At 64.0% G+C, this 14,083-nt stretch carries 11 protein-coding genes; 10 read left to right on the forward strand and 1 reads right to left on the reverse strand.

What is annotated here, in order from left to right; translation table 11 throughout:
* Positions 1 to 9: 9 nt before the first annotated feature.
* On the forward strand, positions 10 to 1,566 hold the full coding sequence (locus AC0L17_RS03550) for a xylulokinase (protein ID WP_473514783.1): 1,557 nt from the start codon (positions 10 to 12) through the stop codon (positions 1,564 to 1,566).
* Here the strand turns inward: AC0L17_RS03550 and AC0L17_RS03555 are convergent.
* Positions 1,563 to 2,525, reverse strand: a complete 963-nt coding sequence (locus AC0L17_RS03555; RefSeq protein ID WP_473514784.1) for a sugar-binding transcriptional regulator — start codon at positions 2,523 to 2,525, stop codon at positions 1,563 to 1,565. The two genes, AC0L17_RS03550 and AC0L17_RS03555, sit on opposite strands and share 4 nt — an antisense overlap.
* Positions 2,526 to 2,958: 433 nt before the next feature.
* Here AC0L17_RS03555 and AC0L17_RS03560 point away from each other — a divergent pair, with 433 nt between their 5' ends.
* The 9 genes from AC0L17_RS03560 (at position 2,959) to AC0L17_RS03600 (ending at position 13,951) form a co-directional block, all read left to right on the forward strand.
* The gene (locus AC0L17_RS03560) at positions 2,959 to 3,969 is read left to right on the forward strand and encodes an ABC transporter permease (protein WP_473514785.1); all 1,011 of its coding nucleotides are present in this window, start codon (positions 2,959 to 2,961) and stop codon (positions 3,967 to 3,969) included.
* A 134-nt stretch (positions 3,970 to 4,103) separates the two neighbouring features.
* Positions 4,104 to 5,042 carry a sugar ABC transporter substrate-binding protein gene (locus AC0L17_RS03565; RefSeq protein ID WP_091596158.1) on the forward strand — a complete coding sequence of 313 codons (939 nt, stop codon included), beginning with the start codon at positions 4,104 to 4,106 and terminating at the stop codon, positions 5,040 to 5,042.
* Between the two features lie 34 nt (positions 5,043 to 5,076).
* Positions 5,077 to 6,585 carry a sugar ABC transporter ATP-binding protein gene (locus tag AC0L17_RS03570; RefSeq protein WP_473514786.1) on the forward strand — a complete coding sequence of 503 codons (1,509 nt, stop codon included), beginning with the start codon at positions 5,077 to 5,079 and terminating at the stop codon, positions 6,583 to 6,585.
* A 133-nt stretch (positions 6,586 to 6,718) separates the two neighbouring features.
* A complete protein-coding gene (locus tag AC0L17_RS03575; protein WP_473514787.1) occupies positions 6,719 to 7,483 on the forward strand; it encodes an SDR family oxidoreductase in 765 nt (254 codons plus the stop codon).
* A gap of 8 nt (positions 7,484 to 7,491) precedes the next feature.
* The gene (locus AC0L17_RS03580) at positions 7,492 to 8,277 is read left to right on the forward strand and encodes an SDR family oxidoreductase (protein ID WP_473514788.1); all 786 of its coding nucleotides are present in this window, start codon (positions 7,492 to 7,494) and stop codon (positions 8,275 to 8,277) included.
* A 514-nt stretch (positions 8,278 to 8,791) separates the two neighbouring features.
* Positions 8,792 to 9,769: an ABC transporter substrate-binding protein gene (locus tag AC0L17_RS03585; RefSeq protein WP_473514789.1), complete on the forward strand. Its 978-nt coding sequence runs from the start codon at positions 8,792 to 8,794 to the stop codon at positions 9,767 to 9,769.
* A gap of 75 nt (positions 9,770 to 9,844) precedes the next feature.
* Positions 9,845 to 10,930 carry a quaternary amine ABC transporter ATP-binding protein gene (locus tag AC0L17_RS03590; protein WP_473514790.1) on the forward strand — a complete coding sequence of 362 codons (1,086 nt, stop codon included), beginning with the start codon at positions 9,845 to 9,847 and terminating at the stop codon, positions 10,928 to 10,930.
* Positions 10,927 to 12,909 (forward strand): ABC transporter permease, encoded by a 1,983-nt coding sequence (locus AC0L17_RS03595; protein ID WP_473514791.1) that lies wholly within the window; start codon positions 10,927 to 10,929, stop codon positions 12,907 to 12,909. The genes AC0L17_RS03590 and AC0L17_RS03595 overlap by 4 nt, the downstream gene beginning before the upstream one ends.
* Positions 12,910 to 13,048: 139 nt before the next feature.
* The gene (locus AC0L17_RS03600) at positions 13,049 to 13,951 is read left to right on the forward strand and encodes a dienelactone hydrolase family protein (protein ID WP_287226110.1); all 903 of its coding nucleotides are present in this window, start codon (positions 13,049 to 13,051) and stop codon (positions 13,949 to 13,951) included.
* The last annotated feature ends 132 nt before the right edge of the window (positions 13,952 to 14,083 follow it).

Below are 14,083 nucleotides of genomic sequence, written 5' to 3' on the forward strand. Positions count from 1 at the left end.
TCCCGCCTGATGGACGATGTCGTAATCGGGATCGACGCCTCGACCACGGCCGTGAAAGCGATTGCCTTCACGCGCGACGGCAAGGAGCTGTTCCAGGCGCGCGAAGCCTACCCGCTTTCAAATCCCAGGCCCGGCCATTTCGAGCAGGATGCCGAACATTGGTGGACCGCGCTGCTCGGCGCCTTGACGCAAGTCACCGAGGCGGTTGGCGCTGCCCGGGTGGAGGCGATCGCCATCGCCCACCAGCGCGAGACCTTCACGTTGATCGACCACGCCGGCAAGCCGCTTATTCCGGCGATCCTGTGGCTGGACGAGCGGGCGCGCCCGCAAGTCATCAGGCTTTCGGCGGAGCTCGGCCGCGAGACGATCCGCGACTGGAGCGGCAAACCGCCGGACCCGACGCCCGCGCTCTATGCGATCGCCTGGCTTGCCGAGCACCAGCCGCAAACGCTTGATGACGCAGCCGCACTCGTCGACGTGCATGGCTTCTTCGTCCACCGGCTGACCGGACGTCTGGTCACCAGCACGGCAAGTGCGGATCCGCTGGGGCTGCTCGACGTCAAGAATGGCACTTGGCACCCTCAGCTCGTCGAGGCCGCGGGGCTGCGCCCGGACCAGTTGCCGCGACTGGTCGCGCCCGGCGCGATCTGCGGCGGGCTTGGCGAAAGCGTGGCCCGGCTGATCGGGTTGAAGGCCGGCACGCCTGTTGTCGCCGGCGCCGGCGATGGCCAGGCGATGGGCCTTGGCATGGGCGTCTATGGCGACGGCAAAAACTACCTTTCGCTCGGCTCGGGCATCGTCAGCGGCTGTTACTCCCATGGGATCACGACTTCGGACGCGTTTCGAACGCTGGTCTCGCCGACCGGCTCGGGCTTCATGCTGGAGACCGTGCTGCGCTCGGGCATGCAACTGGTCGACTGGATCGTTCGCACCACCGGCTCGCCGTCGGCTGCAGCGCTGGAGAAAGCAGCAGTCGACGTTGCCGCCGGCAGCGAGGGCCTGCTCGTCATGCCGTATTGGGCCGGTGTCATGAGCCCCTATTGGGACGGCGCGGCGCGCGGCGCCATTGTCGGCCTGTCGCTCGACCATGAGCCGAAGCACCTTTTTCGAGCGGTTCTGGAAGGCATCGCCTTCGAGCAGGCCATCGCCAGCGAGGCAATGGAAACGCAAGCAGCGGAAACTCGGGCGGCGGAAACCCAAGCGGCGGAAACCCAGGCGGGGCAAACTCTGGCCGGCGGCAAACCGGCGGCGATGATCGCCGCCGGCGGCGGCACCAACTGCGCCCTGCTGATGCGGATCATGGCAAGCGTGCTCGAGCGGCCGCTCTCCGTCTCGCCAGTCAACGAAGCTGCAGCGCTCGGCGCCGCCATGCTGGCGGCTTCCGCCATCGGATGGTTTGCCTCGCCTGAAACGGCGGCTGAGGCGATGGCCGCGCCGCCGACCAGGCATGTCGACCCCGTCGACGGGCTGGTCTCCGGTTACCGTGCGCGCAAGGCAATCTACCGCGACCTCTATCAGGCGACGCGCGAGACCCATGTGCGGCTCGGTGAAGTCGGACAGGTTTAGCGGTTGAGCAGGCCCTTGGCGGCGTCCTCGTCGGTGATCAGAACCGATATCCTGGTGTTGGCAAGCGCCGCCCGCATGATGGCGATTTTTTCCTGCCCTCCCGAGACCAGGATGATGGCCGGGATGTCCGACAGGTCCTGCAGCGGATAGGCGCAGACCCGGCGGTTGACCTCATGGTCGACGAGCCGGCCCTCGGCGTCGATGAAATGGCATAAAATATCGCCAACTGCGCCGGCCGCCTGAAGCTCTTCGAGTTCGCTGGGCTTGATGAAGCCGTAATTGGCGATCGGGCTGTCATTGGAAAACGATCCGACGCTGAGCACGGCGATGTTTGCCCGGCGTGCACGGAAGACGACGTCCTGAACGCTGCGCTGACTCATGAAGGCTTCGCGCTGCTCCGGCCTGTCGGCATAGACCGGCACCGGCAGCAGAAAGCACTCGGCGCCGATCTTTTCGGCGAATTCCCAGGCGCTTTCGGTCGGGTTGAGCGGCTGGGCATGGGTGAGGCCGCCCAGCATGGAAACCACCGTCGTCCTGGCGATCGGCCGCCGCGGCAATTCATTGATGGCGAATTTCAGCGTGCGCCCCCAGCCCAGCGCGATGACATCGCCGGCATTCACATTGTCGGCCAGATAGGCACCCGCGGCATGGCCGATCATCAGCGGCGCGTTGCTTCGGTCGGCGGCGGACGGCACCACAACGGCCTGGCTGAGCCCAAAACGCTGTTTTAGAGCCTCTTCCAGCACCAGGCATTCGACGACGCTGTCACGGATGCGGAACTGGACGACGCCCTCCTCACGCGCGGCGGACAGGATGCGATGCACCTTGATGCGGCCGATGCCGAGGATCTCCGAAATCCTCTCCTGCGTCAGACCCTCGACATAATAGTGCCACGCGGCACGCGCCTTCAGCTCGGCATCCGGGAAGCGCGAGGCCCTGTCATTGTCTGTCATCGCCATCTTTTTGCCCTCCCGCGGTCGTCTGAATCCTTAAATGCCATTCAAATGGCGTTATCCGACCAAGCGACGCGAAATCGTGCTGCGTGCCCAGGATTCGAGATTCAGGACATCGACAGGATACCTCTACAACGTGAATGAAAGCCAAAATGGTCAACATTTACTTCGTCTTGGCCGTCCTGCCCTGCTCAAGCAGCCGACATGAATTCGCAGGATGCGACCGGAGCTGAGAACGCGGCATTTCATGCCCTTTCGTAAGGCAAACCGGCTGGCGGCGCAAACCGGCGTGGAATGATGCGGCGGGCCTTGACAATTTTCCGACGAACAGTTTAGCTGAACAAAATTGCATATCAAAGATAAATTGTTCACAGGGAGGTGCCTGGTGAACAAGAGTGAGCCGACGACGCATCGCCGGATCGCTGATGGAGGAGACAAAATGGCTGTGAGCAACGGTGCAAGCGAGTTGAAGGCCGGCCCAAATGCACAGGCCGCGGCGGGCGCGAAGCTTTCGGCCCTGTTCGCCGGAACCATGGGACCGCTGATCGGGCTGGTGCTGCTGTGCCTTGCGCTGTCGCTGACCACCGACACCTTCCTCACCGTCCGCAACATCCTCAACGTGCTCGATCAGGTCACGGTGCTCGGCATCATGGCGATCGGCATGACGTTGGTCATCCTGATCGGCGGCATCGACCTGTCCGTCGGTTCCGTGCTGGCGCTCGCCGCCATGGTGATGGGCTTCGTCGCCCATCCCGACCACCTCAATCTCGGCATGCCTGCCGGCATCGTCACAGCGCTTGTCGTTGCTGGGCTTTGCGGGCTGGTTTCAGGCCTGCTCGTGACCGTCACCAGACTGCCGCCCTTCATCGCCACGCTGGCCATGATGTCGGTGGCCCGCGGTCTTGCCAACATGATCACCGACGGCTCGCAGATCATCGGCTTCCCCGACTGGTTCACCAGCCTGTCGATCATCCGCCATTTCGGCTTCCTGTCGGTTACCGTCGGCTTGATGATCGTTCTGGCCATCATCTTCGCGATCTTCCTCAACTATCGCGCGACCGGTCGCAGCCTCTACGCGATCGGCGGCAGCGCCGAGGTCGCCAGGCTGTCCGGCATACCGGTCAAGTCGCTGACCAACTGGGTCTACGCGGTCTGCGGCGTGCTGGCGGGGCTCGCCGGCATCGTGCTTGCGGCACGGCTTGATTCCGTCCAGCCGAGTTCCGGCTTCGGCTACGAGCTGGATACGATCGCGGCGGTGGTGATCGGCGGCGCCAGCCTGTCGGGCGGCGTCGGCTCGATCGGCGGCACCGCCATCGGCGTGCTCATCATCGGCGTGCTGCGCAACGGGCTGAACCTGCTTGGCGTGTCGCCCTTCATCCAGCAGGTGGTGATCGGCGTGGTGATCGCGCTGGCGGTGGCCATGGATACGTGGCGGCGCAGAGCCCAATGAAGAGTGGGGCGCATTAAAGAATTCACCCGGATGTCCGGGCGAACACGGATCGGTGATCCGAAACTGGGAGTTGTTCGGCCAAGGGGCGCCGTGATGCGCCGGCAGGACAGATTGAACATCAACGGAGGAAACACATGCTGACCAAACGTTCATTGCTGCTCGCTGCCGCGGCCGTCATTCCGCTGCTCGGACTGTCCGAGATGGCCTCGGCCAAGGAGGCCAAGAAGCTTGGGCTCGCCGTCGCCAATTTGCAGGCCGATTTCTTCAACCAGATCAAGCAGTCCGTCGAGGCCTATGGCAAGGAAAAGGGCATCGAGATCGTCACCGTCGACGCCAAGGGCGATTCGGCGACCCAGGTCAGCCAGGTCCAGGACCTGATCACGCAAAACATCGATGCGCTGATCTACATCCCGGCCGGCGCCACCGCCGCCACCGTGCCGACCAAGACGGCCAAGGCCGCCGGCATCCCGGTCATCAATGTCGACCGCAACGCCGAGGGCGCCCCCGGCGACACCTTCATCGCCACCAACAGCGTCGCATCGGCCAAGGCGGTGTGCGACTACATCGCCAAGCAGGCCGGCGGCAAGGGCGAGCTGATCATCATCCATGGCCAGAAAGGCACGACGCCCGAGGTCGACCGGTCGAAGGGCTGCGGCGAAGCGCTGAGCGCCTATCCCGACATCAAGGTGGTCGGCGAGCTATGGAGCGAAGGCTGGCACCAGGACGAGGGCTTCAAGCTGACGCAGGACCTGCTGCAGTCGCATCCAGACGTGTCGATCGTCATCGGCCAGGCCGATGCGCTGGCGCTCGGTGCGGCGCAGGCGGTCAAGGTCGCCAATCCCGGCCACAAGGTCTGGGTTGCCGGCTTCGACGGCGACGTGGCGGCGCTCAAGGCGCTGAAGGGCGGCGTCTTCGACGTGACTGCGACGCAGCAGACACAAGGCATGGGCCGGCTTGCCGTCGATGCGGCGATCAAGCTGGTGGCCGGCGAAACCGTTCCCGCAGAACAGCTGCAGGATGCGACGCTGACCACCAAGGACAATGTCGACCAGTTCATCGCCAAGCATCCCTGATCCCAGACATTCCTGATTATTGACGAGCGGAACGATGTCCCTGGATCCCAGCCATACGCAGACCCCGCATCTGGGGCTCTTCGTCAGCGGCCTCTGCAAGAGCTACGGGCCGGTGCAGGTCCTGGCCGATGCGAGCTTCGAGGTGCGGCCGGGAGAGGTCGTGGCGCTGCTTGGAGAAAATGGCGCCGGCAAGTCCACCGTTTCGAACATCATCGCCGGGTCGACCAAACCCGATGCCGGCAGCATCGCATGGCGGGGGAAGCCGTATTCCCCCGCCTCTCCTGCCGCGGCCATCGACGCCGGCGTCGGCATGATCCACCAGGAACTGAAGCTGCTGCCGGACCTGTCGGTCGCCGAGAACGTCTATGTCGGGCGCCTGCTGATGCGCGGCGGCCGCATCGACCGCGCGGCCATGAATGCGCGGGCATCGGCCCAACTGAAGCGGCTCGGCCTCGATGTCTCGCCGGAACGCAAGGTGGGCACGCTGCGCATCGCCGCCCAGCAGCAGGTCGAGATCGCCAAGGCGCTGACGCTCAATGCCGAGCTTCTGATCTTCGACGAGCCGACAGCGGCACTTGGCAGCGAGGAAACGGAGCTGTTGTTCAAGCAGATCCGCAAGCTCAAGGCGGAAGGCATGTCCTTCATCTATATCAGCCACCGGCTGGACGAGGTCGCTGCGATCGCCGACCGCGTCGTGGTGATGCGCGACGGGCGCATTGTCGCCCGCCACGAGCGCGCCGACGTTCCGGTGCGCACGATAGTCGAGCAGATGGTCGGCCGCAGCGTCGAGCGGATGTTCCCGCCGCTGTCGGAGCCGGGCAGCGAGGCGTTGCTCGAGGTCGACAACCTGTCCTCGCCGGAACGCAGTTTTCAGAATGTCAGCTTTTCGGTAAGGGCCGGCGAAATCCTTGGCATCGCCGGGCTGATCGGCGCCGGCCGCACCGAGCTGGTGCGGGCGATTGCCGGCGCCGATCCGATTTCCTCGGGGTCGGTGCGTATCGCCGGCAAACCGGTGCACCTCACTGGCCCGGCGGCGGCGATCAAGGCCGGCGTCGTGCTGGTGCCGGAAGACCGCAAGGCGCAAGGCGTGGTGCTCGACCAGACCATCGGCGAGAATCTGGCGATCGGCAATTTCGACCATGTCGCGCCGAATGGCTGGGTATTTCCCAAGGCGGCGCAGAAATTCGCCGAGGCCGGCATCGGCCGGCTCGGCGTCAAGGGCCGGCCTAACCAGGCGATCAGCAAGCTTTCCGGCGGCAACCAGCAGAAGGTGATCATCGCCAAATGGATCTCACGGCCGCCCAAGGTGTTCATCCTGGACGAGCCGACACGCGGCATCGACGTCGGCGCCCGCGCCGCGATCTACGATGTCATCGCCGAACTCGCCCGCTCCGGCATGGCGGTGGTGGTGGTGAGCTCCGACCTCGAGGAAGTGCTCGGCCTGTCGCATCGCGTGCTGGTGCTGAGCCGTGGCCGCCAGCGTGGCATTCTCGACCGCAGCGAAGCAAGCAACGTCGCCGTCATGGAGCTCGCCACAAGCTGAGGGCGGCATAAAGGATCGGAATAGAGCGCAGCAGGTGGTATCCTCCCAAGCACCGGACCGCGCGGGGCGCCAGTCAGGACTGGCGCCCTTCCTCCCCAGGGCAGCGCCGGCGGCTCAACAGGAAAACATTTCGATGAAACTATTCGATCTTCATGGCGACGTTGCTCTCGTCACCGGCGCCGGCAGCGGCATCGGGCAAGCAATCGCCATCGGTCTGGCCGAGGCCGGCGCCGATATCGCCTGTTTCGGCCATGCCTCGAAGGGCGGGCTGGACGAGACCGCGCACAGGATCTCGGCGCTCGGCCGCAAGGCACTGGTGCTGACCGGCACAGTGACCTCAGAGGCCGATTTGGCAGCGGCGACCGAACGCACGGAGAAGGAACTCGGCGCGCTGACCATCGCCGTCAACAATGCCGGCGTCGCCGGGGCCGAGCCGGCCGAGACGCTGTCGCTGGAGACATGGCAGAAGCTCTACGACGTCAATGTCAGCGGCGTGTTCCTGTCCTGCCAGGCCGAAGCGCGCGTAATGCTGACGCGGCGCAAGGGCTCGATCATCAACATCGCCTCGATGTCGGGCTCGATCGTCAACCGCGGCCTGACCCAGGCGCACTATAATTCGTCGAAGGCCGCCGTCATCCACATGTCGAGGAGTCTCGCCATGGAATGGGCCGATCGCGGTCTGCGGGTCAACGTCGTCAGCCCCGGCTACACGCTGACGCCGATGAACAAGCGGCCGGAGGTCGCCGACCAGGTCAGGATCTTCGAGCGCGACACGCCGATGGGGCGGATGGCGGCGCCGGAAGAGATGGTCGGCCCGACCGTGTTCCTGGCCAGCCGCGCCTCGAGTTTCGTCACCGGCATCGACCTGATCGTCGATGGCGGCTTCGTCTGCTGGTAGGAGAGAAAATGCAGAAGCGGTTCGAGGGAAAGACGGCGGTCATCACCGGCGCCAGCGGCGGCATTGGCGCGGCCATGGCCAGGCGCTTCGCGGCTGAGGGTGCTGCTGTCGTCGTCAGCGCCATCGACCCTCGCGTCGACGAGGTCGCCGCCGGACTGAAGGCGGAGGGCGCCAAGGTCGCATCGCTGCGTATGGACGTGACCAGGAAGGACGAGGTCGCCGCCCTCTACGATCTGGCCGAACAGCAGTTCGGCCGCGTCGACATCTCCGTGCAGAATGCCGGCGTCATCACCATCGCCAGGATCGAGGCGATGACCGAGGCCGAATGGGACAAGGTGATGGCGGTCAACGCCAAGGGCGTGTTCCTGTGCTGCCAGGAGGCGATCGCGCGCATCCGCAAGCATGGCGACGGCGGCCGGCTGATCAACACCGCATCCGGCCAGGCGCGCCAGGGCTTCATCTACACACCGCATTATGCCGCCTCGAAATTCGGCGTCGTCGGCATCACCCAGAGCCTCGCCAAGGAAGTGGCCAAGGAGAAGATCACCGTCAACGCGATCTGCCCCGGCATCATCGACACCGACATGTGGGCCTACAACGACGCCGCATGGGGCAGACTGATGGGCGACTACAAGCCCGGCGAGTTGATGGCAGAATGGGTGAAGAACATCCCGATGGGCCGCGCCGGCAGCGGCGAGGATGTTTCGGGCCTGGTCAGCTTTCTGGCCAGCAACGACGCCGCCTACATCACCGGCCAGACGATCAATGTCGATGGCGGCCTGATCATGTCGTGAGGCGCCACCGCTTCTTGCCTTCTCCCCTTGTGGGAGAAGGTGGATCGGCGCGCAGCGCCGAGACGGATGAGGGGTGTTGGCCGGAGTGCTGTTAGTGCCAAGCTGGAGCACCCCTCATCCGACCTCGCTTCGCGAGGCCACCTTCTCCAACAAGGGGAGAGGAAGAGGCGCATTAGCCGTTGCGCGACATGAATGTTGGTATATATAATTTCATCTCATGAAAATGGCTTCGGCGACTGCCGAGAGCCGACAGCATGGGACCTTGATGGCTCGCAAGCTTGACGGCGCCGCAAGAGCGGCGATCGATCCGCGGATCACTGCTTCGGCAGCACGGCAGCCATGACGCGGTCGCTCTTCATCGAATTGGGCATCATTCCCGTCTGCGCCTACTTCAGCGCCGACAGCAATTTGCTGCCAATGGACTTGCGCAACGACCAGCTTTTCCAACACAATCAAAAAGACGCAAGAAGGGAACGAACGATAACTTCCACCAGAGCTTGACAGGAGCACAGGCATGTCACTTCGGAGTTTGATTTCGAGATTATCAATGGGAGCCTTAACACTTGCCGCGGCAAGTGCACTGACGCCTTCGGCCCAAGCGGCGGCGCCAGAATCGAACGACCCTATCAAGATCGCGCTGTTCGACTGGACCAGCGTCAATCTGAACGCAAAGATCCTCGGCGGCATTCTTGAAAAGCTGGGATACACGGTCGAGTACCCGACCGCCGATTATCTCTCCAGCCTGACCACCGGTCTTACCAATGGCGATCTGGCTGTCGCCATGGAATTCTGGGACACGACGGCCGGCGAAGCCATGAAGGCCTCGGATGCGACCGGGCAGACCGAACGCCTCGGCCCGCTCGGGCCCAAGGCCAAGGAGGAATGGTGGTATCCCGAATACATGAAGGAAAAATGCCCGGGCCTGCCGAACTGGGAGGCGCTGAAGGACCCGAAATGCGCCGAGGCCTTCTCGACCGCCGAAACGGCGCCGAACGGCCGCTATCTCGGCGGCCCGGTGACATGGGAAGGTTTTGACGACGAGCGTGCCGCGGCGCTGAAGCTGCCCTTCACCGTCATCCATGCCGGCACCGACGCGGCGATGTTCGCCGAGCTGGATTCGGCCTATCAGCGCAAGGCGCCGATCATGCTGTGGGTCTATTCGCCGCATTGGGCGCCGGCCAAGTACAAGGGCGAATGGGTCGAATTCCCCGACTATACGCCGGAATGCTACACCGATCCGAAATGGGGCGTGAACCCCGACGCAAAGTATGACTGCGGCAAGCCGCATGGCGAGATCTGGAAATATTCCTGGGCCGGCATGAAGGACAAATGGCCGGTCGCCTACAAGGTCGCGAAGAACTACACGATCGACACCGACGAGCTCAACAAGATGAGCGGCCAGATCGATCTTGAAGGCAAGACGCCGGAAGACGTCGCCGCCGCCTGGATCGCCGCCCACGAAGCCGACTGGAAAGCCTGGGCGGCCGAGTGATCGTTCCAACTGGAAACTGCGAGACCCGGTCATTCATGGCCGGGTCTCTATCCCATATTCCAGAAGGACGACTGCATGGCCGACACGACTGAACAGGTGCTGCAAGCGGCGGGCACGCCGAAGGATGCCCGCCCGATAAAACTTGCCTGCCGCAACGTCTGGAAGCTGTTCGGCGCGAACGCGGCCAATTTCATCGGCCAGCGCGACGGCAAGGCCAGCATGGCGGAGGTCGCCGCGGCCGGGCTGGTCGGCGCGGTGCGCGCCGTCGACCTCGAAATCCGCCAGGGCGAGATCTTCATCATCATGGGGCTTTCGGGGTCGGGCAAGTCGACGCTGGTGCGCTGCATGTCGCGGCTGGTCGAGCCGACGCATGGCAAGGTCGAGTTCGAGGGCAAGGATCTCCTGAAAATCTCCGATGCCGCATTGATCGAGCTGCGGCGCCACCGCATGGGCATGGTGTTCCAGAATTTCGCCCTGCTGCCGCATCTGAATGTGCTGGAGAACATCGCCTTTCCACTGGGCATCCAAGGGCAGGACCGGCCGACGCGCGAGAAGCGCGCGCGCGAAGTGATCGAGCTTGTCGGCCTGCGCGGCCGCGAGCATTTCTATCCGCGTGAGCTTTCCGGCGGCCAGCAGCAGCGTGTCGGCATCGCCCGCAGCCTCGCCACCAAGCCGGAAATCTGGTTTCTCGACGAGCCGTTTTCGGCGCTCGATCCGCTTATCCGCCGCGAGATGCAGGACGAATTGATGCGGCTGCAGACCATGCTGCACAAGACCATCGTCTTCATCACCCATGATTTCGACGAGGCCATCCGGCTGGCCGACCGCATCGCCATCATGAAGGACGGCGAGGTCATCCAGATCGGCACCCCGGAACAGCTGGTGGTCAACCCGGCGACCGACTATGTCGCCGAGTTCACCCGCGACGTCGACCGCGCCAAGGTGATCTCGGCGCGAAGCCTGATGCGCGCCTGCGCCGGCGCCGAGCATGGCGGCGTGGTCGCGCCGGATGCCAAGATATCGAGTTTTTCGGCTGATATCGTCTCGGCCGGCAAGCCGTTCGCCGTCGTCAACGGCACCGGCAAGCCGATCGGCGAAGTCACGCCGCAAGCGGTGATCGATCTTCTGGCCGGCATCGAGCGTTCCGGGGCCAACGCATGACGGTGACGGCAAGCGCCAGCGAGGCGAGATCGCGGCCGGTTCAGCTCTGGCTGGTGGTCTGGGCCGGCGCCCTCGCAGCCGTGCTTGCCGTGTTCCTGCTGCAGGACAGACTGCCCTGGGCGGTCAACTATCCGGCCAGCGCAATCGTTCCGGTCGCCGACTGGGTCAGCGCGCTGATGAGCCTGATAAAGTCGAACTTTTCCTGGCTGACGCGCTCGATCACCGCGGCGCTCGGCGTGCCGCTCGATTTTGCGCTCGGTCTGCTCGCCAAGAATTTCAAGATCGGCCATGGCGCCGACATGCTCGTCCTGCCGCGCCTGTCCTGGGTCGGTGTCTGCATCGCCGCCTTCCTGGCCGGACGCGCCGCCGGTGGCTGGAAGCTCGGCGCGCTGGTCGGCGGCTGTTTCCTCTACATCGCGCTGTTCGGCCAGTGGACCAGCGCCATGCTGACGCTCGGGCTGATCTCCATCGCCGTGCCGTTCTGCATCGTCACTGGATTGTTCGTCGGCATCTGGGCGTGGCGCAAGCCCTGGGCCGAGCGGCTGCTGATCTCCCCTGCCCTCGATCTGATGCAGACCATCCCGACCTTCGCCTATCTGATCCCGATGCTGCTTTTGTTCGGCAACAGTCCGGTTTCGGCGATGATCGCGACGGCCATTTTCGCGACGCCGCCGATGGTGCGCGCGACGATGCTGGGGCTGTCGCGGGTGCCGTCCGAAATCGACGATTTCAGCGAGATGGCCGGCTGCACGGCGCGCCAGAAACTGTGGCGCGTGCTGCTGCCTTCGGCGCGTCCGACATTGATGGTCGGCGTCAACCAGGTCATCATGCTGGCGCTCAATATGGTGATCATCGCTTCGATGATCGGCGCCGGCGGCCTCGGCTACGACGTGCTGTTGGCGCTCAGGGCGCTGAAGGTCGGCGAGGCGATGGAAGCCGGCCTTGCCATCGTGGCGCTGGCCATCGCGCTCGACCGGCTAAGCCAGGCGATCGCGCGCAATCACGCGAAGGGCCATGTCTATCAGGAGGTCAGCCCGAGCTTCTGGCGGCGCTACCCCAATCTGACGCTGGCCGTCGCCATCCTTGCCGCCACGACGCTGCTTGGCCTGTTCGTGCCGGCCTTCGCCGCGGTGCCGAAGGCGATCACCTTCACCACCGCGCCGATGTGGAAGACAGCGGTGAGCTGGATCACGATCAACTTCTTCGACACGATCGAAGCATTCCGCGTGGCGCTGATCCTCAATGTGCTGAACCCGGTGCGCGCCTTCTGCGAGGGCTTCCCGTGGCTGGGCGCGGTGTTCCTGCTCGGCCTTGCCGGCTACCAGCTCGGCGGCCTGCGCCTCGCCGCCTTGGTCGCGGCACTGACCGTCTTTTGCGCGGTGACCGGCCTCTGGGAAAAGACCATGGCGACGGTCTACCTGTGCGGCATCTCGGCCTTCATCGCCTGCCTGATCGGCATTCCGATCGGGCTGATGGCATCGCGCAGCGACCGTGTCGAGAAGATCGTCACTCCAATCATCGACACGCTGCAGGTGCTGCCGTCGTTCTGCTTCATCATCCCGGTGGTGATGCTATTCAGAGTCGGCGACGTGACGGCGATGATCGCGACCGTCGCCTTCGCCGTGGTGCCGGCCATCCGCTACACCAATCACGGCCTCCGGCAGGTGCCGCCGGCGCTGATCGAGGCGGCAAAGGTGTCGGGCTGCACCAAGCGCCAGACGTTCCTGCGCGTCCAGCTGCCGCTGGCGCTGCCCGAGATCATGCTCGGCGTCAACCAGACCATCCTGATGGCGCTGGCGATGATCATCATCTGCGCCATGGTCGGCACCCGCGATCTCGGCCAGGAGGTGTTCATCGCGCTGTCCAAGGCCGATTCCGGCCGCGGCATCGTCGCCGGACTGGCCATCGCCTTCATCGGCATCGTCGCCGACCGGCTGTTCAACGCCTGGACGGCCAAGGCGCGGGCAAGGCTGGGATAGCCGGAGATAGAGGCGAGAGGGCTCGTTCTCCAGCTATTCTCGAAGGCGAACTCGCCGACCTTGCCAAAGCCGGACTGCCAAAGAAATGAAAGGCTCGCAAGCGTCGGCGTAATCGTTCCAGAGTTAGAAAGGCTGAACGATGTCTTTTCCATCCTTAGCTGCTACCGCAATCGCGGTTGTGCTGGCGACAACTGCTGCTGGATCTGATGATCAGTTCGATGAGTTTGCCGTGCCTTTTAACAGCGCGGATTTGACGCTTCCGGATCAGACGCGGGACCTTGCGGCCGGACGCGAAAGCATGATGTTCAAGCCTGTTGGCGAGGGCCCTTTTCCGGCGCTCGTCATCATGCCCACCTGCTATGGACATCTCTACACTTCGAACACGTTCGATTGGGCGCGGCGTGCCGTCGAGCACGGGTACGCGGCGCTCGTCATTGATCCGCTGGCTCCGCGCGGAGTCGACGACAACTGTGTCCGGCCCTTGGCCATCCCTGCTTCTCGGCTCCTGAAGGATGCGTTTGATGCTGCCAACCACCTCCGTCGGCAGCATTTCGTCGATCCCGCTCGCGTCGCTCTGATGGGTTTTTCGCAAGGCGCGATGACAGGACTCGCCGCCGCGGGATCGAGGCGGTCGCGACCGGATGGAACCGAGCCATTTCGCGCTATCGTCTCGGTTTACCCGGTTTGTCTTTTCGCGAACTTCCTGATGCCGGGAATGCCGCATCCCGTCGACATGCACTTCATTCCGGAAAAGATCGTCATACCTTTGCTGGTTGAAATAGGCGACCAAGACACGCAGGGCGGACCGCCGATGAACGGCTGCAAGACGCTGCTCGAAGAACGGAAGGCGCAGGGGGATCCGGTCGAACACATCGTCTACCATGCGACACATGTTTGGGATCATCGGGAATTGGGCAGCGCGGGGGAGCGCATACGCGGCGTCTATGGCCAGGAGATCGTGTATCAATACAGCGCAGAGGTGACCGAACAGTCGGCGAAGGACACGTTTGCCTTCCTCGATAAGCAAATGAAGGGGCCATGACGGCATTCTCTCATTCAACGAAGATCGGCAACTACGGCTGGCAATTGGATAACACCGCGTAGATCGCGTCGTCAGCCCAAGCGCCCTTAAACCAATCAGACTGGCGGAAATGGGCCTCTTTCACGAAGCGGC

Source organism: Mesorhizobium sp. WSM4829, from assembly GCF_055811475.1.